The sequence below is a fragment of the Sporosarcina sp. Y1009 genome (assembly GCF_057669865.1).
This window is the reverse complement of record NZ_JBYHFO010000013.1, coordinates 70,924-92,421: the sequence shown is the minus strand read 5'-3', so window position 1 is coordinate 92,421 and position 21,498 is coordinate 70,924. Positions and strand designations below refer to the sequence as shown.

Below are 21,498 nucleotides of genomic sequence, written 5' to 3'. Positions count from 1 at the left end.
TTAATCATTAATTTTTCTTAAGTTGACGCGTATGGTCGCCGACCTACACTTCAATCAACTATAAATTCCACTATAGATAGAGAGAATTCCAGTAACCTTTCCCGCTATCGGGTTATTGTTAATAATGAATGTTGTTCTCTGAAACAAGCCAAGACACAGGAGGAATAAAAGGATATAAAAAAAGCACAGGAAAAGAATTATAAAAAACTCTTCATCCTATACTTTATTTTTTCTTAATTAAATTTACGTATTACAACAAAACTTTTATATCTGTTTCACCGATAATTTTCATTAGGATTGCTCGACTTTGTGGTAGTGCATATTGGACGATTTGGCCGATTACGATGGCGACGATTACTGTTCCAATACCTACTGGGCCGCCGAGGAGCCAGCCTGCGATTGCGGCAAGTACCTCGATGATGGTACGTGCTTTTCTGAGACTTATTCCGAACTTATCGACGATGACAAGCATTAGGCTGTCGCGTGGGCCAGCTCCAACATTAGGTGATACGTAAATTCCGGCGCCGTAACTCATGACGACAACACCTAACATAAAGATCACAGTTTGTGCACCGAGGCTTTCAATTTCTGGGATTAACCAATTGAACATATCGATGAATACGCCAATTAATATTAAATTGAGCCAAGTACCGATTTTCGGAAATCTTTTGAGCGCAATTGCCGTGATTATAATAATGATAAGTCCTGCAAGTACGTTCCAAGTACCAATTGTTAAACCAAACTTTCTAAAGAAGCCGACATGGAGTACGTCCCATGGACCGATTCCAAGACGATGCCCTTTTATCGTCATTGTGACGCCTAGTGCCATGACTAACAGGCCGAATAAGAAAAAAGCCCATCTCCATAAAAATATCTTCATTTAAGTCCTTCTTTCCAATGTTAAAACTACTGCTGAGTTTTAACAATATCTTTAAATATAGCTTCTGATGCCACCCCTAGATCTTTAGGCGATAGTTTCATTTGCATACCTGGTCGACCCGCACTTACAATAACTTCTGACAACGCCAACGCGGATGCATCAATAAACGTTGGATATTTTCTTTTCATGCCGATTGCCGAACAACCTCCGCGGACATACCCGGTCTCTTTCGTTAAATCTTTTAAGGGAAGCATCTCCAACTTCTTAACGCCCGCTGCTTTTGCTGCTTTCTTAAGATCAAGTTCGAGGGCGACTGGTACTAAAAATACGAAAAGTTCTTTTGGGTTTGACTTTGTAACAAGTGTTTTATAAACAGCTTCGTCTGCTTGTCCTGTTTTTTTCGCCACGGAGACCCCGTCCACATGACCGTCACTCACATCGTATTCCATCAGCTGGTATTGGATATTTTCACCGTCTAGTATTCGGACAGCATTCGTTTTGGCTGCTTTATTGGGTTTTGCCATATGTAGTCACCACTTTTTATATAGTTAAAAGAGCTTCCTCTTTTATACAGTAAAAGAGTTTCCTCTTTTATACAGTAAAAGAATTTCCTCTTTTATACAGTAAAAGAATTTCCTCTTTTATGCGGTAAAAGAGTTTCCTCAGACAATCGGCTGCCATTTCCAGGCAGCCAGTTATTATTTATCGAAAAGTTTTTTCAATGCATCTGCCATTGCTGTATTTTCTGGTTCCTCTTGTTTTTTCATATAATTTTGGACGTCTTTTTTACCCGCTCGCTTGCCGCCCGATTCTTTACGTCGTTTTTCAAATACCGACAGTTTTTCTCGATGGCCACAAGAACAAACGAAAATTTGACCATCGCCTTCTCCGCGTAGCTCCAATTTCTTCTTACATACAGGGCATCTCGCATTGGTCTGTCTAGAAATGCTGCGGCGATAACCACATTCACGGTCTTGACAAACATGCATTTTCCCACGTTTTCCGTTCACTTCAAGAAGAAGTTTTCCACAATCCGGGCAAGTTCTTCCCGTGACATTATCGTGTTTGAATTTCTTATCATCCGTTTTAATTTCAGTGACGGCTTGCTTTGAAAAGGCGATCATATCTTTCATGAAGGCTGCTTTTTTCATTTTCCCATTGGCAATTTTCGTCAGGCCTTGTTCCCACTCTGCCGTGAGTGCTGGTGATTTCAAATCCTCCGGTACTAATTCAAGAAGTTGGCGTCCTTTTGATGTCGTGAAAATATCATTTCCTTTTTTCTCAATCACGAATGACTTGAACAATCTTTCGATTACATCTGCGCGGGTCGCAACTGTCCCCAGTCCGCCCGATTCACCAATTGTTTTGATCAAATCTTTAGACTCACCTTGCATAAATTGCGTTGGGTTTTCCATTGCTGCAAGAAGTGTTCCTTCATTGAAACGAGCAGGAGGCGTTGTTTTACCCTCTGTCATCGTCACTGCGCGAACTTTTACGTCTTCGCCTTTTTTGAATGAAGGTAGTGTTTCTACAGCATCATTGTCTGACGCGTATATTTTTTTCCAGCCTTCATCCGTAACCGTCCGCCCTCTTGCATTGAATGTTTCATTCCCAACGACAAGCTCAGCGGTTACTTGATCATAACGGAATGGACCAAAGAAAACTGCGAGGAAACGGTTGACGATTAATTCATAAAGTCGTTGTTCACGATCTGATAGCTTTTGATAAATCGGCGTTTCCTCTGTCGGAATAATCGCGTGGTGATCTGAAACTCTTTTATCGTCAATGACGCCTTTTTGCGGTTTTATCTTACCGGAACGAAGAAGTGCATTCGTCGTTTTACGGAATGGACCAAAATCAACTGCTTTAATGCGCTCTTTCAACGTTTCTTCCATATCCGACGTTAAATGTTTTGAATCTGTACGAGGATAGGTCACAGCTTTATGATGTTCATATAAATTTTGGAGTGTCGAAAGTGTTTCTTTTGCTGACCAAGACCAACGTTTATGTGCTTCTTTTTGAAGCTCTGTTAAGTCAAATAAATGAGGTGCCGGCTGTGATTTCGGTGATGTTTTGACGTCTCTTATTTTCCCGGCATGAACGCCGTCTAAGTTTTCGAGTCGTTTTTCAATGCTTTCTTTATCAAAAGAACGAGATTGACCGGCGTTGTCGCTCCACGTAAATGTGGCTTTTTCAGTAATCGCCTGCATGCCGTAATAAGCTTTCGGTTTAAATCCGTTGATTTGTTTTTCACGTTCCGCAATCATCGCAAGCGTTGGCGTTTGAACGCGCCCTGTTGAAAGTTGGGCATTATGTTTTACAGTTAGTGCCCGCGTCGCATTAATGCCGACAACCCAGTCTGCTTCTGCACGAGCAACCGCCGCTTCGTAGAGATTTTCATAGGCACGACCTGGTTTCAAATTATTGAATCCATCTTTGATGGCTTTGTCTGTCACGGATGAAATCCATAAGCGTTTGACAGGTTTTCTACATTTCGTTTGTTCCAAAATCCAACGTGCGACAAGTTCACCTTCACGTCCTGCATCCGTCGCGATTATGACATCGGACACGTCGCTTCTACGTAACTGGCTTTTCACCGCATTGAATTGTCTCGTCGTTTGCCGAATCGGAACGAGTTTGAATGGATCTGGAATAATCGGTAAATGTTCAAGCTTCCATTCCTTATATTCATTGCCATACCCTTCTGGATCGGCATGCGTCACCAAATGGCCAAGCGCCCATGTGACGATATATTTTGTTCCTTCTAAAAACCCGTTTCCTTTTTTATTGCAGCCAAGCACTCGCGCAATATCACGCGCAACAGAGGGCTTTTCGGCTAATACAAGTGATTTAGACATAGGTAAATCCCCTTTCTACATATCCCTATTATAGAGCAGAATGCAGTTTGGTGCATGTCGGGCGAATGAATGGGTTGTTGGGGGAATTGTTGCGTCGGGAAGATGGTTCAGAAGTCCTGATTTGCAAGCAAAATCTTTTGAGTGCAAGGAAAGCTGGGGTGAGTGCAAGCAAATGGCATGTTGGTGTAAGCAAACCCAGATTGAGTGCAACCAAACATGGTGCAAGTGCAAGCAAATTGGAACTTACAACAAATTAGTAAAAATCCCCATAATCGACGTTATCGATTAAAGGGAGTTAAATAAAACATATTAACGAATTAAAACCTCTGCCATTGTTTTCAAACTACGCTCGACACCTAACTTTATCAGCTCAACGAAAGGAGTGATGTCTCCATTATCGGCTTGTTCAAGCGCTAAATAATAGTCCAATCGCTCTTCCTGTCTGATGATTGCCGGGGGATAGCCTGCTTTCATGAGAATAAAGTTCATACACAATCTACCTACTCTTCCATTGCCGTCTTGAAAAGGGTGGATACCGACGAAGAGATGATGGAACTTTGCTGCAATCATAATTGGATGCTCAACGTTTTTTTGTTCTTCATACCATTCCATTAATTTTTCCATTTCTAACGGCACTTGAACTGCCGGGGCATAGTAGTGAACTTTTCCGCTTGGTGTAAGAACATGATTGTCTTGGTTTTTATATGCACCCGGTGTGACTTTTAATTTTGATTCCCAAAATTTTACCCCTTCGAACAACATCGCGTGAAATTCTTTGATGAGCCCTTCAGATAGTTCTCTGTCATGAATCGCGTCTTGAAGATAGTACACAGCTTCACTGTGATTAATCACTTCAAAATGTTCACGCAAGGTTTTCCCTTTTGCAGTTAGGCCTTCGCGAAGAAAAAAGGAAGTTTCTTGTAGAGTCATCGTATTTCCTTCAATGGCATTCGTATGATACGTCCATTCTTCGCGGAACTTCTGGGCGATTGTTTTCATTAAATCAGCGGCAGTTGGACGTTTACGATTGATTTCTTCTTTTAGATAGGTTAATTCTTGAAGTCTCATAAAATCCCCCTTCCAACCTGGATAATTTAGATTCTAGTCCTCTAAGTATTGCCCAACAGTATCTAAATGAAATCAATTATTCGACACTAGGGATTACTTCATCGATATTTTCTTAGCCTAACCATAATCGTCATCGGGATTACTATCAACAGAAGGGCACCCACTGCACCAGCCATCATCCATTTTGCCGAAATACCCATTATTAAAAGGATAACAACACTAATCACACAGCCGACAATAATAGACGCTCCAGCCCATAACGCCACTTCTTTGCTGAAATGTTTTCGAATCATCCCTCTTGTCCAGCCAATCGTATGATACATTTGGAATTCTGTTTTTCGTGCATTCAAAATGGCATTGATTGCTTCACTGACGCTAATTAACGCTAATCCCACTGTCGCAATTAAAACGACCAGTTGTAAATAAAGCGTCACTTGAATTGTAAATTCCCCTAAACTCGTTTCAAGAGACTCAGCTATTGAAGCTAGCAGTGTCGCCGATTGAATTGAAATCAATACGACAGAAATTGTTAAAACAAGCATCGTCGGGACGATTAATTTGCGGTAGTGAAATAAACCTGACCACCTTTTATATGCTTCGATTCTTTCAACAGGTTTACTCTCTCTTTTGAATAAAACCCCTGCTAAACCAAGTGTAATCAACCAAAGAACGGCGGGAATTATGAAAAGAGATCCGCTAGATTTAAAACTTAAAAGGATAATCATACTAATTATAAATGCAGAAGAAATTAAGATTTGTTGTTCACTGAAATTCCGGAATCTGATTTTATTTTTTCGCCAACCTAACGTATATAACACATCATTTTCAGCCGCAAGTGCACTCCGTTCAAATAAAAGACGGGACGCAAACCAAGCCACTCCGAACAGTGCAAATAATGCCGTATTCAGTAGTGCAATCATATTCCAGCTAGACGTTAATGATTGCGCTACACCTAATGTCGTCCAAGGTGCAGTAACAAGCCCGATTCCCTCAACATCCATTTCCATCTTTTTGAATGAAGAACCTGCAACGATATCAACTTCGTATCCTTGATCCAATAAATCGGTCGCTAGATTTTCAATCTTTAACTGCGCTGCCGCATCGTAAGACTCAATTCCCGCTACACGAATCCGAATGGCATCAATTGGCTTTTCGCCTTTAATAATTTCCGCCGCCTCAAGTGTCGTGACCCCCGCAGCTGGTGTTGCGATGAAGCTTCCAGGACTAATCGTAGGTGTAATAACGGTTCCATCAGCGGCTATTACTTCTTCCGTCGTATAAATACCAAGCGGACTTGAAGTCAATTGACTTTCTTCTTGATTCGGAGAGAACGTACCCATTTGCCAAAGCATAAAATCCGCTTTAAATGGGTAGACATCCAAATAACTATATCCTTGCTGGACAATCTCTTTATACAACGGCGGTTGACCCTCTTCAATTTTTGCGACTGTTATTTTTTCATCAACCACCTCGTATTGGGTTTTTGAAGCCGAATAATAAACCCCCGTGTCGTTCGATCCATATCCGCCATAGTCGACCGTCTTAGGTTGAAAATCATTGGTTATTTCCAAATAGGATCCGTTAAATGGGCTTTGATAACTACTTAAATTTAATTTATGATTTGTTATTAGTATCGCTTTTTCAGCAAGTAGCTCCTCTCTAACCGCACTTGCGATTTCTTCTATCTCCTCATCTTCCCTCTCATGATGATAGATTGAGTAATCAACTGAGAATCCGTGTTTCTCGCCATATTCTTCAAGTGAAATATCCAATCTCTCAACTTCCAAATTTAAAAAGAGTGGAATAGTCAGTTCACTTCGTTGCAATATAGGGATAACAGGCGGGTTTTCACGATAACTTAAAAACATATCCAACTCCTGGGCTTCTCCACCATTCAACTCTCGCGTTAAATCTGTAAAGTCAATACCCGTCAATCTCTCTTCACTTTCGACATCAATAGCTGTTAGCAAGTAATAGTTTTGTGGTAATATCATGTCATGTCCAAAATCTCCATCCGTTAAGGCAAATGTTTGAATGGACCAAAGCTCTTGTGTGTCGATAAATTCAAAATAGACAAGTTTATTTTCTTCGCCAATCGGATAACTATTTATCCCGTCAGAAGTATAATATTGCCAAGTAATTCTTGCAGGATGCTCTAATGTTGGAATTCGGACAGCGGTTTGCTCACCAGAAAAATATCCCAACGAAGCAACAGGAGCTGCAATATCCACATCTTCATTTTTTTTAATAGTCTCCCACTCTACAAGCGATATCCCACCAAGTCCATCACCAATATAATTTTCCTCAACAACCCCAAGTGTTTTCTCAATATCAGAACGTGACTCAGCTGGACGAACTAGTATGTCATACGAGCCCCTTCCAAACTGTTCAATTGTTTCCTTGACTGTCAATCTAGACTCCTGGGCATAATGAATGCCCAAAGGGACAATGGTAAAAATACAAATCATCGCTAATACAGTCATCATCGAAATTGCTTTGCGATTAAAAATTCGTTTCCATGCCATTTTCATCATTTCGTGATCACGACTTCTCGTAAAGTCCCATGTCTCAATTGGAACTCAATATCTCCAAGAGCTGCCACCTCTTCATCATGCGTCACAACAACAATCGTTTGGCCACGTTGTTTTACTCGACCTAGTAAATCCATTATTTGATTTCGATTATGTACATCTAAATTACCCGTCGGTTCATCACAAAGCAGAATATCTGGCTCCGCAATTAAAGCCCGTGCAATTGCCACACGTTGTTTTTCACCACCCGATAAATTAGCAGGCAGCCGGTTAAATAAGTGTTCCTGAATGTCCACTTCCGTCAATAGGTATTTAGCTTTGAGTGCCAACTCTTTCGAATCTTCATCATAAAGCAGTGGGAGCATGACATTATCCAATACTGAGTAATGTGGGAGCAATTTAAAGTCTTGAAAGACAAAACCAATATTCTTCCGTCTAAAATCACTTAACTGATTTTCATTTAATTTATATATATCATCATTTCCAATATGTACGGATCCTTCGTCCGGTTTCAATAAACCAGATAAGCAATTCAATAGTGTAGACTTCCCCGTCCCCGATGGTCCTGTTACGCTGCACCACGTTCCTGGCAGTAGATGGATATCTATATCCTCTAAAATTACCTTTGACTCATCCCCATTTCCAAATGACTTACTTAAACTTTTAATGCGTATCATCATAACCCCTCCCATTCTTAAAGCATCTATTAGAGTAAAAAGTAATGTAAAACGATTCAACTTTTATTAACTACAGAAATAGTAATGAATGGACACCCGCACAATGATTAGTTATCGCTAAACTTGTCTATTGTAGGAGGATATTATTTATAACAGTTAAAACAAAAAAGAGTAGAAACCATATTCAGTTTCTGGCTCCTTTTAATGTTTATAATTAACATTTCACTTACAAAATCTATACTTCGTACTAGGCAGACTTTTCCATCTTCTTCGTAATCCTGGTTGCCACCAAAAAAATTAAGGCAATAAGTGCTCCAGCTGTCATAAATGCCAATACACCGCTAATCCCTTTTGAATCGCCAAAAACAGCAGTGAAACCATCTGCAATTATATTAGCAGGTGTTGCAATTCCTAACCACATAGATACGCCTGGGACGATAAACGTTGCGAAAGCGATTCCAAGAATCATAAATACATAATATTTTTTCTTCATTAGTTCCCCTCCTTCCAATATCATTAAAATTAATTAACCTTCCGAGTGTTTATTCAGCTTCAATAAACATTTTCTTGTGAAAAACAATTTCCTCATGCTTTTCTTTTTATTATTGGTAATCTCTTACCTACTTGCAATAGCTTAATCTATGCTGTACAACATAGATTAAGCTTATCACACAACATATGGAATAGTTAGTATGTTTTCCAACAAAGATTGAATGGTTAGAATACATAAAACCTAACTATTTGACAATAACCTTTGTGCCTAGACAAAGATTTTATGAAATTCAGTAATTAGAGTGCTTATTACAATTACTTTTCTTAGAACAAACATAGAAGCAGTTTTTTTTATAATTTAAAACTGAAGGAGTTGACTTTCTTTGCATATCGGCAAAAGATTGAAGATAATCAGGAAAAATCAAAGGATGACACAAGAGGAAGTAAGTCATGGTATCATTTCCGCCCCACATTACAGCAATATTGAAAATACACGTTTTATCCCACCTACGGATACACTTAGTGTATTGGCGGATCGCCTATCCATTCCTGTCAAATACTTAACTAATGGCTATGAAGAGGACGCGGAAATAGCAGTATTATTAATTCAATATGAGCGTCTTATAGAAACGAAAGATACAGAGGGGATAAAATCCTTTTTAAAGTTAAATGAAAAAAACCTTGAATATATACCTTCTTTAAATCAGGAATTATATTTCAATTTACTAATGTGTAACGGCTATTTTCAAGCTGGTGATTATCATGCATTCGGAAAACATTATAAAGAGGAAATCGTTCCTTATATTATCCCAGAATTACTTAGTTCACTTGGTAACCAGATCCTTGAAAAGTATCATTACATTTCTGGTTTGAATCATTATATCAAGAGAGAGCACAAAGAAAGCATCCAACCATTTGTAGAATTATTGAAAATGAATGATGATGATTTACTTCATGCAAGACTTACTTTTAATATTGCTTTAGCTTATTATTACCTCCATCAATATACCAAAGCACTTGACTATGTAAAAAAATCACAATCTCACTATCTCAATTTACATAATTGGCGTAACACCTCCCAATGCTATAATTTAATGGCGGTGCTTTATCAGAGAATGAATGATCTCGAGTCCGCTGAGTTTTATGTGAATAAAGGACTTCATATTTTAAAAGACGATACTGAAGCAACTCATTCAAAACTTCTACATAATCTTGCACTCATTTATAAAGATCGAAAACAATACGACAAAGCAATCGAAGTTATAGATCAATGTATATCGCAGAAAAAAAAGCATAACCCCAATGATTTGTTCATTTCTTATCGTGCAAAGCTCAACGTGTTATTGGAGTTGGGTGATAAAAAATCGATACAAAAAAGTATAAAACTAGCAGAGAGTGTGTGCAAAACCAAATTAGATGAAATTCAGTTATTAGTAATTAAAGGTCGGTTTTATCTTCTTCAAAATCGTTATGGTGAATATGAAAAGCATTTACAAAAATCTATTGACTACTTTGTAAAACATGATTACCGCAAATACTTGAAAGATGCAGCCGAAGACTTTTCAAATTACTATGCTGCTAAAGGTCAGTATAAAAAAGCATACGAACTTAATAAATTATGCTTACTGGCAACAAAAAACATACAAAGCGGGTTCTGAATACCACGAAAATCAATCAAAAAATTTAAATTATCTACTTAACATGGAAAACGATTTAAATTATTTAACTGATAGTATTCCTTTCATGGCATACGTGCTGATGCGCACTACCAAATAATCGCGGATAACAAAGTTTTTTATACAAATACATAAAAGAGTTCAACATCAAAATACGAAATGCTACATTTAGCTTGCCAAATTTTCAATCCGTGGCAAGCTTCTTTTCATTTACATAATAAATTGATGCATGAAACAATAAATTCTTTAAACCGTTACGAAGTTTTATAGATTGCGTCTAAGTAAGTAGAGTGAGGTGAAAGAGATGTCGAGTGAGAAGTGGTTTGATGACTATTTTGGATCGGTTTACAGTTACATCCTGATTCAGGTCAAAGATCCGCATACTGCCGAAGATTTAACACAAGAGACATTTTTGAAAGTAGTTGCGAATGAACACCAATTCAAGGGACAGTCTTCCATCAAAACATGGATTTTTCGGATTGCGTATACGACAACGATGAGTTATTTCAGAAAGAAAAATCCTTTAACGTATTTTATCGATTTTAATTTGCTCAAAGATGATACATCTCCTGAGAAAATTGCGCTTCTTAATTCGCAACAAAAACAATTTTATGAAGCGCTACGTGAATTAAAGTCTAGCTATCAGCAAGTGATTATCTTGCGAAGGATACAGGGCTTTTCCACAAAAGAAACATCGTCCATTTTGAATTGGTCAGAAGGGAAAGTAAAAATGAGTCTGTCGCGGGCACTTGCCGCATTTAAAAAGGAGTTAGAGAAAGGAGGATTTACTAATGAATCACTTATCTGATGATGACATGACAAAAGGGTTGGAAACGCTCGGTCAATCATTCCAGCCTTCTGCTACACAAAAAGAAAATTCACGCCGCCAGATTTTCCAAACGAACCAGCGTAAAACAGGATTTCACTTCCGAAAATGGATTCCAACCATCGTTTCACTTTTCGTTTTACTCTCAATTGGCATTGGTACTTTTGTTTTGATCAACAACGAAAGTTATAGCGGTGCAGGCGAGTCAGCTGGAAATGGGGCGCTTATCACGGATGTCACGGCTTCCTGGGATAAAACCTTATTAAAACAAACGAGTACAACAAGCCCTACCAATTTTGAAATTATGTTTAGTAAAGAATCACTTGTCATTTATGATCGATTCCAAGACGTTGGGGCGGCGTATACCTCAGATCTGGATCAAAGTTACGAAGAGGCGTTAGCGAAATATAAGATAAAAGAATCTCCTTTAGTGGTAGGAGAGTTTACCGAATATAAAGTAGTTAAAAAAAATAACGATATGTATACGATTGAAGTGACTGGTAAGCAAAAATTCACGTATACCTTGAAAAAAGTGGCCCCTAGGAAGTTTGTTGGTGAAGAAGGCATTGAATATTCGACTGGAACTTATGTGGATTAAGATTAAAAAAGCTGTCATCCCTTTTTTCAAGGTCTGACAGCTTTTAAAATCATCATTTCGTAAACATTTCCTCTATTTTTTCAATCGGAATTTGTGACTCGCTGTTTTCATCGAGTCTTTCTTTTACCTTCTCGATTGTTTTTGCAGGTGACGTTAGTGAAATCACTGCATCCCCCGCTTGTGCCTGTAATTCGACGTCTGGTGTGTAGAATTCTATCGCACGATCCGCATGCAAAATGTAAAGCAGAATTGATTTGTCATCGCGTTCGGGTAAATATTGTGTGTAGCTATATTGTTTTGTGATGAATGTTTTTCGGATGACATGGCCCGAGTCCATTCGCTCTTCAAGATCGTAGATGGAAACGGCAGGTGTAAAGAGTGACTGGCCGCCTGAAACTGGCATCGATATATTTTCATTTTTGAAATGAAATGCCGTTTGATACAAATGGTCCCGGCCAAGATCCGGCACAAATTCTTCACAGACATGTGCATTATACGTGTCAATTTTAGACATCGCCAATATGAACCGATAAGGTGTCAAATCCAATTCATAATCAAGCTGTTCCGTGAGAATATCTCCAACGAAACTATTCAATCCTAATTTTCTAGCATGCGTTAGGCCAGCCCAAGTTCGGTCGATAATGAGCACTTCATTGCCTGTTTCTTTGACTGATTTCGCAAATTCAGCTACAAATCGACTTCCCCCGACAATTAAAATTCCCGATTCGTCTGTTGTCGTTAAATTCAACTTTTTCGCAAGTGGTCCGATTGTAAAGCCGTGAAGCACAACCGTCGCAAAAACGAGCGCGAATGTTAACGCAGTCAGTAGTTCGGCATCGGGATACCCATGATCTAATAATATCGTTGCAAAATAACCAGATACAGTGAGTGCTACAATTCCACGCGGTGCAATCCAACCGACAAGTATCTTTTCTTTCACTGTCAAGTCCGTGCCAATCGTCGAAATCCAGATTGACAATGGACGGACGATAAATAACATCGTCAAAACATATAAAATAATATTTGAGTTGAAGATTTCAATGAGTACTTTTGGATTCAATGAAGCTGTCAACATAACGAAAATTCCTGAGATTAAGAGCACCGAAATATTTTCCTTGAAATGTCGGATTTCTCGGATTGACGTTAGATGCATATTGGCCATCGTCATACCCATTGCCGTTACCGCTAGTAGTCCTGTTTGCGGCATAATTTCATCCGAAAATACGAATGTAAAAATAACAACTGCGAATATTACCGGTGATTTTAAAAACTCCGGGACTCTTCCATGTTCATAGGCCATCCCAAGAATACGGGCAACACCCCATCCTAAAAGAACTGCAAAGATGGATGCTGCAAAGAACAATAGAAATGAGTTTAATGTCACTTCCCCGTCCACATATCGAATAAATTCAAAAGCAAAAACGGCGAGAAGCGCACCGAACGGGTCAACAACTATCCCTTCCCACTTCAAAATTGCTGCAGGACGCGGTTTCAGTTTCGCTTGCCTCAATAGCGGTAAAATTACCGTCGGACCGGTTACTATGAATAAGCCCCCGATGATAAATGAAACAGATAAGGACAATCCTGCTACATAATGTGCTGCAAGTGACCCAGCAATCCAAGCGATAAACGCTCCGATTGTAATGATTCTGAGTACTGGTTTATTGAATCCTCTAATTTCTTTAAAATCGAGGTTTAAGCTTCCTTCGAATAGAATGAGCGCTACAGCAAATGTAATAATCGGACCAAATAGATCTCCCATACTTTCCTGTGGGTTTATTAGCCCAAAAATCGGACCAACTAGAAGTCCCGCCACAGACATAACTACAATTGCCGGCATTCGGAATCGCCACGCTACCCATTGCGACAATACCCCAATCAAAACGACGAGCATTAAATCAAACAATAACGAGTCAAACAACGGGTCCCCTCCTCTTGTCCTTAATTGAAATAACTAGTTTATCACACTATAAGTTCTGTACAACCCAAAAAATACATAAATTATTTTTTCTAACCATACGATAAAGAGATAATAAAAACGTTTGGATTAGGAAGGATGATTCTAATAGACAAACTACCACAAATGATGTTGGCATTTTACATTCAGGACACGGAAGGAAAAGGGACATACCCTATTCGACGGGCAAAAGTAATTGCCGAGGCATTACCCGATACAATTGAAATTATTTTCATTCTTAAACAAGGGACTTACACTGCCCCTGAAGGATTTAAAACCATAACGTTTAAGCATAGCTCCGAGTTGTTAAGTATTCTCGAAAAAACTAAACCGAATCTCCTCGTTCGCGATAGTGGCTCTACGTCACAAGAAGAGGTTGAAAGGATTCGAAAGATTGTCCCTGCTATTATTCATTTTGATGACTTCGGTGCTGGGGGAGAATTTGCGGAGCTCGTTATTCAAACACTTTATACGGAGACCAATGAAAAACCACATGAACATTACGTCATAGGTCATGAGAGTTTTATCGCAGATGATCAGCTATCTGCTTTAAAACATATCGGTTTGAGAAAAGCAAAAACTCGTCCCCTTCCCCATCTTGTCATTACTTTTGGTGACGAAGATTTAGGAAACTTAACGTACCGTGCACTTCGTCATATGTTGCAGTTGCAAATCCCTCTTAAAGTAACTGTGCTTTTAGGTGAAAATTATAAACACGATAAAACAGAGTTGCGCATCATGGCTTTGGGACGGCGGAATACATTCATCCAAGAGCAGCCTGAGTCGCTCCCTGAATTTTTATCGACTGCAGATGTCATTCTTTGTGCATCGGGTTATATGCCTTATGAGATTGCGGTTATGGGTATACCCTGTATTGTTTTGACGCAAAACGACTTTGAAACGGCACTCGATTTCCCGAAAGAAAAACATGGTTTTATCCACCTCGGACCTGGACGCAAAATCAAGCAATCTAGTCTCTTAAACGCCATTATGGAACCACTTCTTCATGAGCCGCTCAGGCGGAAATCGATTGATCGTCAAGTTGCGCTTAAGCTAGGTGAAGGGCAAAAGATGGTATGCGAAGCGATTCTCTATTATCTTGAATACCCGAGGCGTGAGTCTACTAGCAAGGCAGGTAAAAGTACCTCCGATATGATATAGTGGGGAAAAAGATAGGAGTTTTCCCCTTGGATAAAAAACAAATCGAACGAGAAATCGCGGAACTAAAAATGGAGTATATTAATTTACAAGGCGACATCGAAAAGCTTGAGTCCGTTGGCCAAAATAAATTCGTCGCAAAATCTGAAGTACGCCTAGGCGCTATGGAAGAAAGACTTGCGATGTTGAATAAAATGCTTGCGGAAATTGAGTGAGGTTGTCCTGTCAACTAAATATAAAAATGAAGGAAAAGTCGTCCAAAGTAGGCGACTTTTCCTTTTTATTATTGTTCTTTTTAATTTGCTTGCAGTCATATACAATTCCCTTGCAGTTTGATAGGTTTTGCTTGCACTTAAATGAGTTTGCTTGCAAGTCGGGACCTTCTACTCATACATAAACCTACTTTATCTAATGAAATTAGTTGATTCAATGGTGGCGACTCCCGCTGGAAAGCACCCACCTGAAATAAAATTCTTAGTAAGTCGTTATCTTAAACAACTTCTGCAGCCAAATAATACTTCGTTGGTAAAATGTAAAATCATCTTGATAATTTTCGAAGTCTACCGTGTATAGAGCGTCTTCGTTATTCCATAGTCTTGTAAAATATGCGTTGATGTCTTGAGTGAGTTCGCTGTCATTAGGCGCAATGATGCGAAGATTAGATTCTAAGTTATAATTATTTAAAGTACGCTCAGTTAAATTTGCAGCCCCGTTGGAAATGTATGTTTCATCAGCGGTTTGGACAACTACTAGCTTTGTGTGGTATTGACCGATTGCTGTATTGTACCAGCGAATATCGATATTCCCCTCTGAATCTTCTTTCATTCTTTGTGCAACTGGTCGGTTAGGCAAACCCGTTTTTTCACTGCCGAATGAGTTTTCGTTGGGATCTAAAATCATTTTTACATCCACCCCACGATCTGCCGCATCAAGAAACGCCGTGACCAGATTTTCTTCGGCAATCAAAAACATGCCGAGAAATATTTGATCGCCTTTTTGTGCTTTCCCGATATCAGCTAACATCGTATCGAGTATTTTTTTCTCTGTTACATATTGGACTTGATATGTCCCGTCGTCTATTTCATCTACGTCTGCTCTCGGTAATGTGCCGCCGTTCGTATATTTCACTACCGCTTCTTCAGCTTCTAAAATATCATTTAAGACCGGTCCCGTTACTTTCATTGCAACATTTCCATGAAACCCGCTGGCATTGTGCGGATTTGAAGATGTTACGATGGCTTCTTTTTCGCTGACAATTGCTTTTCGATGGTTTGCTTTTATATTTAATAATGTCATGTAGGATGCGAGTGTCATTTTGGGCGCTTCGCTTGCCATTGCATTCGGGATCCAACCCTCCCCTTTAATTTCCAACCATCTGAAAATTGTTCGATAGAGGCCAGAATATATAGGCGTTGAATCGCGAAGTGGGTCAAGATCCGTGTAGACCACTTCAATTCCAGCGTCTTCCATTTGTTCGAACCATTTGTTTTCATAGGAACCGTATCCTATATTGAGTGGGTCTGTAATGAAAGTGATCGACATTTTCGGGTTCATTTGCTTTTTCTTCACTAAATTCGTGGTCATCGTTTCTACATTTTTTGGAAACTCAATGTCTTCATCAGAATAATGATCAAACAGAAAAAAGTCGAGTACGATAAATTCTTCTGCGTTCTCAATGACTTGATTCACTTCATCAAAGATACGTAGTTCATGTTGCATGTCGTCTCCGTTCTCGTTCTGCGCAAACGTCAAATCATAAATCATCTGAACATCATCTGTTTTATGCAATTTCCCCTCGTACGAGAGACCAGGTGGGAGCGGTTTATAAGTATGCCATACAATCATTGCTATATATACAAGAAGCAAGATTGCAATGCTTCCAATTACTATTTTCTTCTTCTTTGTTTTCATTTAAACAACCCCACTTCAGAACAACTAAGACAAAGGTATGTTCCCGTTGGCAAGTTTTTTAAACAATTGCGCACAAAAAAACACAGCTATTGGTAGGCTGTGTTTGTTAGTTAGGCAATAACATATTCGTAAGCTGCTTTATCGTCTATCAGCAGTTCTTTTAAATATTTTCTTGCGCGGAATAGTCGTGATTTAACCGTTCCAATGGACACTTTCATTTCTTCCGCAATTTCATTAAGCGAATATTGGTAGACATAGAAATATTCAATTGTTGTCTTATAAATATCATCTAATTGCTCGATTTTTTTGCGAACCAGCGCTTGAATGTCGTTTTGTTCAACGATTTCACCCGGTGTTAGTGTATCACTTGCAACCAAATCAAGTAATGGAACGTCTAAAGTAGGTGGTTGATTCATCACATGTTCGCTATGCCTTACATTTTTTCTGTAGCGATCACGAAATGTATTCATGCAGATTGTCGTTAACCACCCTTTTAAATGGTCAATATTATCCAATCGGTCACTGTAACGAATTACTTTTACCCAGACGTCTTGCATGACATCTTCGGCTTCCTCTTTATTTCTCGTTAGTTTTAAACATAGATGATAGATATACCGACCGTATTCTTCATACAAGTCATCTAAATTATTTGTCATCTGTATTTCGCCCCTGTCTTTTTACTGTTAACCTTATTATCAGCAATAAAGACAAATGGAGCCATCGTATTCTCTTTCAGGAATCTTACAATCTTGTAAGGTTCGAATTTAGTTATCTCTTTCCGCAGTAATGGTCATACGAATGATACGCGTACGGTCCATTTCCTCAATTTCAAACCGCAAGTTTTCATATGAAAAGCGTTCCCCTGGTTCCGGCAAATGACCTAATTGTTGTAAAACAAATCCACCAATTGTTTCATGATCCGTCGGCAATTCAATTCCAATTAGTTCCATTGCATCGATAATTTCTAGTCGACCATGGCATGTTAGTGAGTCATCGGTTTTTTCATGAATCAGGACTTCATCGTCCATATCTGTTTCGTCTTCAATGTCTTGTCCAATCATTTCTTCAATAATATCTTCTTGTGTGACGATTCCGAGCGTTCCTCCGTATTCATCTAGTACCACTGCCATATGTTTTTTCTGTAAAAGCATCTTTTCGAATACAGTATCAACACTAGCTGATTGAACAACATAAATCATATCACGGTCAATGAATTCCCCTAGTTTTCTTTCAGGCTGTAAAGACCATTCAATGAACATTTTTGAATAAAACATACCGACAATGGAATCCAGATTTTCTTCATAAACAGGATAACGTGTGTAAAAGTACTCCAGAATCGTATCGCGGACGTCTTCGTAGGTAGCTGTGAGTGGTAAACCAACAACATCCGTACGATGTGTATCAAGAACATCCGATACATCTTTGTCACGAAAATCAAGTACGCCTTTCAAACGAAGCGTTTCATCTTTTTCAAAAGTTCCTTCTATCGTTGCAATATCCATCATTGATTTAAGATCTTCTTTTGTCAAAGTCGCTTCCGTAACTGCACCTTTTGAAATAATGCGAATAAAAACATTCGTAAACATGCCTAAAAGTGCCGTAAGTGGTCTCAGAACTGTCACGAACAGTGATATAGGCGGCGCAACAACATAGGCAACTTTATCAGCAAAAGTTGCTGCAATGGTTTTTGGCAATACTTCACCGAAGACGATGATAATAATTGTTAAAATACCCGTTGCAATACCGACTTGCCAACCACTTTCGATGGCTATCATTGTGACAATTGTTGGCATCATTATATTGGCAATATTGTTTCCAATTAGTATTGCAGTAATCATACGGTCCGGCTTCGAAATTAACTTGAGCAACTTTTCCGACTTTTCATCGCCTTGATCCACTCGAAGCTGGACCTTCATCCTATTTACTGCAGTGAGTGCCGTTTCGCTTCCAGAAAGAAAAAACGACATAAACAAAAAGAATCCGAGTGCGAAAAACAAAATTACATTCCTCCTATGGATGTTTTTCTTCATTCAATCTATGTATCATTAGATTTTAGTTATTTCCCCATATCATACCATAATTCCAATCAAACACATGACAATTTAACTTCATTTCGCACAATTCTGCTATACTATTTTCAGCAGGAAAACTTATTGAAATGAGGGATTCGATTGACACATTTAAAAAAATTAGATCAGTATTTCAAAGATCAAAGAAAAACACATCTTGAAGAGTTAAATGAATTTTTACGCATTCCAAGTATTAGTGCTTTATCTGAACACAAAGAAGATATGCAACAAGCTGCAGAGTGGTTGTTAAATTCATTGACAAAGGCTGGACTTGAAAACGTTTCTATTGATGAAACTAGTGGGCATCCTGTCGTTTACGCTGACTGGCTTCACGCAGAAGGAAAACCGACGATTCTTGTATACGGTCATTATGACGTACAACCGGTTGACCCACTTGAATTATGGGAAAGTGCGCCATTTGAACCTGAAATTCGCGACAATAAGTTATTTGCTCGCGGTGCAAGTGACGATAAAGGACAAGTCTTCATGCATATCAAGGCTGTTGAAGCGCTAATGAAAGAATCAGGAAGTCTACCGGTTAACGTGAAGTTTTTAATAGAAGGCGAAGAAGAAATCGGTAGCCCAAGTCTAGAAAGTTATATTATTGACAATAAAGATAAACTTTCGGCAGATGTCATTGTCATTTCTGATACTGGCATGCAAGGACCTGGGCAACCAGCTGTTTGTTATGGACTGCGCGGTCTTTGCGGTGTTCAAATCGATGTCAAAGGCGCGAAAGGCGACCTGCATTCTGGTTTATACGGCGGAGGGGTTCAAAACCCACTTCACGCGATGGTCGAGTTACTGGCATCGTTCCGGGACAAAGAAGGAACAATCGCAGTAGAAGGTTTTTACGACAATGTGCGTTCTTTAAGTGATGAGGAACGTGAAGCTTATGAAGCGCTCGGATTTGATGAAGATGATTTGAAAAAAGAGATTGATGTACCTGAGTTATTTGGCGAAAAAGGATTTTCACATTTAGAACGCACATCGGCCCGGCCAACGCTAGAACTTAATGGCATTTTTGGTGGTTTTTCAGGAGAAGGCATTAAAACTGTGTTACCAGCCGAGGCTGGTGTAAAGATTACATGTCGACTTGTTCCAGATCAGGATCCAGATGAAATTGTTGAAAAACTAAAAGCGCATATTGACAAATATAAACCGGCTGGTGTTACTGTAACTGTGACTGAATTCGACAAAGGTAAACCGTTTATAACACCATTCGACCACCCTGCAATTCAAGCAGCAGGCCGTTCGTACGAAAAAGTATACAACGTTCCCACTGCCTATACGCGTGGCGGCGGTTCGATTCCAATCGTTGCAGCATTTGATGAGATATTGGAACTCCCAGTTGTCCTCATGGGCTTTGGATTGTCCACTGAGAACTTCCATGCACCTAACGAGCACTTCCATTTAGAAAACTTCGACCAAGGACTTCGCGTGATTGGCGATTATTATTATGAGATTGAGAACTTTACGAAAGATGAATTGAAGAAATAAGTTGTCATATAAAACGGGTACTGAATAATCCATTATTCAGTACCCGATTTTTCATATTATCCTTGTACCCCGGATAAGGTCCTGTACCGGGTTTGGCGGGAGTTTTATGATCGGTGCGTGCTCCGTTGTTCTCGCTCTGCGTGNCTCGCTCTGCATGACGTTATTCCCGTTGCTCGTCGGTTTATTCCCGTATCGGGTTTAACGGTGGTTTTATGATCGGTGCGTGCTCCGTTGTTCTCGCTCTGCGTGATGTTATTCCCGTTGCTCGTTGGTTTATTCCCGTACAGGGTTTGACAGTGGTTTTACTTTATCTGTTCCAATACAATGACTATGACTTCTTTATTATGAGAATAGTAAATAATACTCACCTACACGGAAATTACTTTCCATGGTATAATATTTTTAACAGAAAAAATGACAAAAGAGGATGATTTTACGAGTGACTAAAAAACCATTAGCATGGATTGTAGACAGTACTGCCTATGTTCCTGAAGAACTACAACAACACCCAGATTTCTTTTCGGTTCCCCTCAATATACATTTTGGTGAAAAGCAATATATTGATGGAATCGATTTAACACCAGAGCAACTATATGAAAAGATTAAGAATGCTGAAGAGTTTCCTAAGACCTCGCAACCATCCGCAGGTGAGTTTTCCGAGCGATATAAAGAAATCGCAGAGAATTACGATGAAGCAATTGCAGTCCACGTCTCCAAAAAAATGAGTGGCACATTAACATCTTCTAGTGGCGGAGCTGAAATTGCAGGTTTTCCGATTACATTCATCGACTCACTGTCCCTTTCGTATGGGATCACAGGTTTAATCCACCGCGGGATGGAAATGCATGAAAACGGTTCATCGGTCTCGGAAATAAAAGAAGAGTTAGAGAAAATGGTAGGGCGATGCACAAACTTTATCCTCATCGGTAAGCTCGATCAATTGTACAAGGGCGGGCGAATGAGTGCCGCTCAGTTTTACTTAGGTAGTATTTTAAAAGTGAAGCCAATTGTTCAAATTTCCACGGAAGGTGAACTTAAAGCGATTGATAAAGTGCGTTCAGAAAAAAGAGCCTTACAATATTTGGTCAACAAAGTAGCTGACGGCCACCGCGCTGGTGTTAATAAAATCTTCTTAATGCAAGGAAATGTTCCTGTGCAAGCTGAGCATTTAAAAAACCTTATTAAGGAACAAGTTCCCGAAGTTGAAGTTGAAATCGGCGATATTAGTACCGTTCTCGCAGTTCATGCGGGCGAAGGTACCCTAGCCGTTTTATGGTATGAGTGAACAGTAAAATGC

Annotated in this window: 18 protein-coding genes; 7 read left to right on the top strand and 11 right to left on the bottom strand. The window is 39.3% G+C overall.

What is annotated here, in order from left to right; genetic code table 11:
* Positions 1-250: 250 nt before the first annotated feature.
* The 7 genes from AC25Y1_RS14855 to AC25Y1_RS14825 all read right to left on the bottom strand — a co-directional run bounded on the left by AC25Y1_RS14855 (position 251) and on the right by AC25Y1_RS14825 (position 8,507).
* Positions 251-880 carry a YczE/YyaS/YitT family protein gene (locus AC25Y1_RS14855; protein ID WP_488148782.1) on the bottom strand — a complete coding sequence of 210 codons (630 nt, stop codon included), beginning with the start codon at positions 878-880 and terminating at the stop codon, positions 251-253.
* A 26-nt stretch (positions 881-906) separates the two neighbouring features.
* Positions 907-1,404 carry a Cys-tRNA(Pro) deacylase gene (ybaK, locus tag AC25Y1_RS14850; RefSeq protein WP_488148781.1) on the bottom strand — a complete coding sequence of 166 codons (498 nt, stop codon included), beginning with the start codon at positions 1,402-1,404 and terminating at the stop codon, positions 907-909.
* A gap of 174 nt (positions 1,405-1,578) precedes the next feature.
* Positions 1,579-3,738: a DNA topoisomerase III gene (locus AC25Y1_RS14845; protein WP_488148780.1), complete on the bottom strand. Its 2,160-nt coding sequence runs from the start codon at positions 3,736-3,738 to the stop codon at positions 1,579-1,581.
* Positions 3,739-4,047: 309 nt separating this feature from the next.
* On the bottom strand, positions 4,048-4,806 hold the full coding sequence (locus tag AC25Y1_RS14840; protein WP_488148779.1) for a Fic family protein: 759 nt from the start codon (positions 4,804-4,806) through the stop codon (positions 4,048-4,050).
* Positions 4,807-4,904: 98 nt separating this feature from the next.
* Positions 4,905-7,337, bottom strand: a complete 2,433-nt coding sequence (locus AC25Y1_RS14835; protein WP_488148778.1) for an ABC transporter permease family protein — start codon at positions 7,335-7,337, stop codon at positions 4,905-4,907.
* On the bottom strand, positions 7,337-8,014 hold the full coding sequence (locus AC25Y1_RS14830; protein ID WP_488148777.1) for an ABC transporter ATP-binding protein: 678 nt from the start codon (positions 8,012-8,014) through the stop codon (positions 7,337-7,339). Before AC25Y1_RS14830 ends, AC25Y1_RS14835 begins: the two co-directional genes overlap by 1 nt.
* A 247-nt stretch (positions 8,015-8,261) precedes the next feature.
* Complete coding sequence (locus tag AC25Y1_RS14825) at positions 8,262-8,507, bottom strand: hypothetical protein (RefSeq protein WP_488148776.1); 246 nt, start codon at positions 8,505-8,507, stop codon at positions 8,262-8,264.
* Between the two features lie 382 nt (positions 8,508-8,889).
* On the opposite strand from AC25Y1_RS14825, the gene AC25Y1_RS14820 reads away from it, so the two are divergent.
* The 3 genes from AC25Y1_RS14820 (at position 8,890) to AC25Y1_RS14810 (ending at position 11,606) form a co-directional block, all read left to right on the top strand.
* Positions 8,890-10,164: a tetratricopeptide repeat protein gene (locus AC25Y1_RS14820; RefSeq protein ID WP_488148775.1), complete on the top strand. Its 1,275-nt coding sequence runs from the start codon at positions 8,890-8,892 to the stop codon at positions 10,162-10,164.
* 322 nt (positions 10,165-10,486) lie between these two features.
* Positions 10,487-10,990: an RNA polymerase sigma factor gene (locus tag AC25Y1_RS14815; protein ID WP_488148774.1), complete on the top strand. Its 504-nt coding sequence runs from the start codon at positions 10,487-10,489 to the stop codon at positions 10,988-10,990.
* Positions 10,974-11,606, top strand: coding sequence for a hypothetical protein (locus AC25Y1_RS14810; RefSeq protein WP_488148773.1), 633 nt, complete (start codon positions 10,974-10,976; stop codon positions 11,604-11,606). The genes AC25Y1_RS14815 and AC25Y1_RS14810 overlap by 17 nt, the downstream gene beginning before the upstream one ends.
* 52 nt (positions 11,607-11,658) lie before the next feature.
* Here the strand turns inward: AC25Y1_RS14810 and AC25Y1_RS14805 are convergent, their stop codons facing one another.
* The gene (locus tag AC25Y1_RS14805; protein ID WP_488148772.1) at positions 11,659-13,527 is read right to left on the bottom strand and encodes a cation:proton antiporter; all 1,869 of its coding nucleotides are present in this window, start codon (positions 13,525-13,527) and stop codon (positions 11,659-11,661) included.
* Positions 13,528-13,695: 168 nt separating this feature from the next.
* On the opposite strand from AC25Y1_RS14805, the gene AC25Y1_RS14800 reads away from it, so the two are divergent.
* Both AC25Y1_RS14800 and AC25Y1_RS14795 read left to right on the top strand, forming a co-directional pair.
* Positions 13,696-14,724 (top strand): PseG/SpsG family protein, encoded by a 1,029-nt coding sequence (locus AC25Y1_RS14800; RefSeq protein WP_488148771.1) that lies wholly within the window; start codon positions 13,696-13,698, stop codon positions 14,722-14,724.
* A 26-nt stretch (positions 14,725-14,750) separates the two neighbouring features.
* On the top strand, positions 14,751-14,936 hold the full coding sequence (locus AC25Y1_RS14795; RefSeq protein WP_488148770.1) for an SE1832 family protein: 186 nt from the start codon (positions 14,751-14,753) through the stop codon (positions 14,934-14,936).
* Between the two features lie 259 nt (positions 14,937-15,195).
* On the opposite strand, the gene AC25Y1_RS14790 is transcribed toward AC25Y1_RS14795, so the two are convergent.
* From AC25Y1_RS14790 to AC25Y1_RS14780, 3 genes are all read right to left on the bottom strand, one after another.
* Positions 15,196-16,632 (bottom strand): phospholipase D-like domain-containing protein, encoded by a 1,437-nt coding sequence (locus AC25Y1_RS14790; protein WP_488148769.1) that lies wholly within the window; start codon positions 16,630-16,632, stop codon positions 15,196-15,198.
* A 110-nt stretch (positions 16,633-16,742) separates the two neighbouring features.
* Complete coding sequence (locus AC25Y1_RS14785) at positions 16,743-17,288, bottom strand: RNA polymerase sigma factor (protein ID WP_488148768.1); 546 nt, start codon at positions 17,286-17,288, stop codon at positions 16,743-16,745.
* A 108-nt stretch (positions 17,289-17,396) separates the two neighbouring features.
* On the bottom strand, positions 17,397-18,629 hold the full coding sequence (locus AC25Y1_RS14780; protein ID WP_488148767.1) for a hemolysin family protein: 1,233 nt from the start codon (positions 18,627-18,629) through the stop codon (positions 17,397-17,399).
* 174 nt (positions 18,630-18,803) lie between these two features.
* On the opposite strand from AC25Y1_RS14780, the gene AC25Y1_RS14775 reads away from it, so the two are divergent.
* On the top strand, positions 18,804-20,201 hold the full coding sequence (locus tag AC25Y1_RS14775) for a dipeptidase (protein WP_488148766.1): 1,398 nt from the start codon (positions 18,804-18,806) through the stop codon (positions 20,199-20,201).
* A gap of 439 nt (positions 20,202-20,640) precedes the next feature.
* Positions 20,641-21,486, top strand: coding sequence for a DegV family protein (locus AC25Y1_RS14770; protein WP_488148765.1), 846 nt, complete (start codon positions 20,641-20,643; stop codon positions 21,484-21,486).
* The last annotated feature ends 12 nt before the right edge of the window (positions 21,487-21,498 follow it).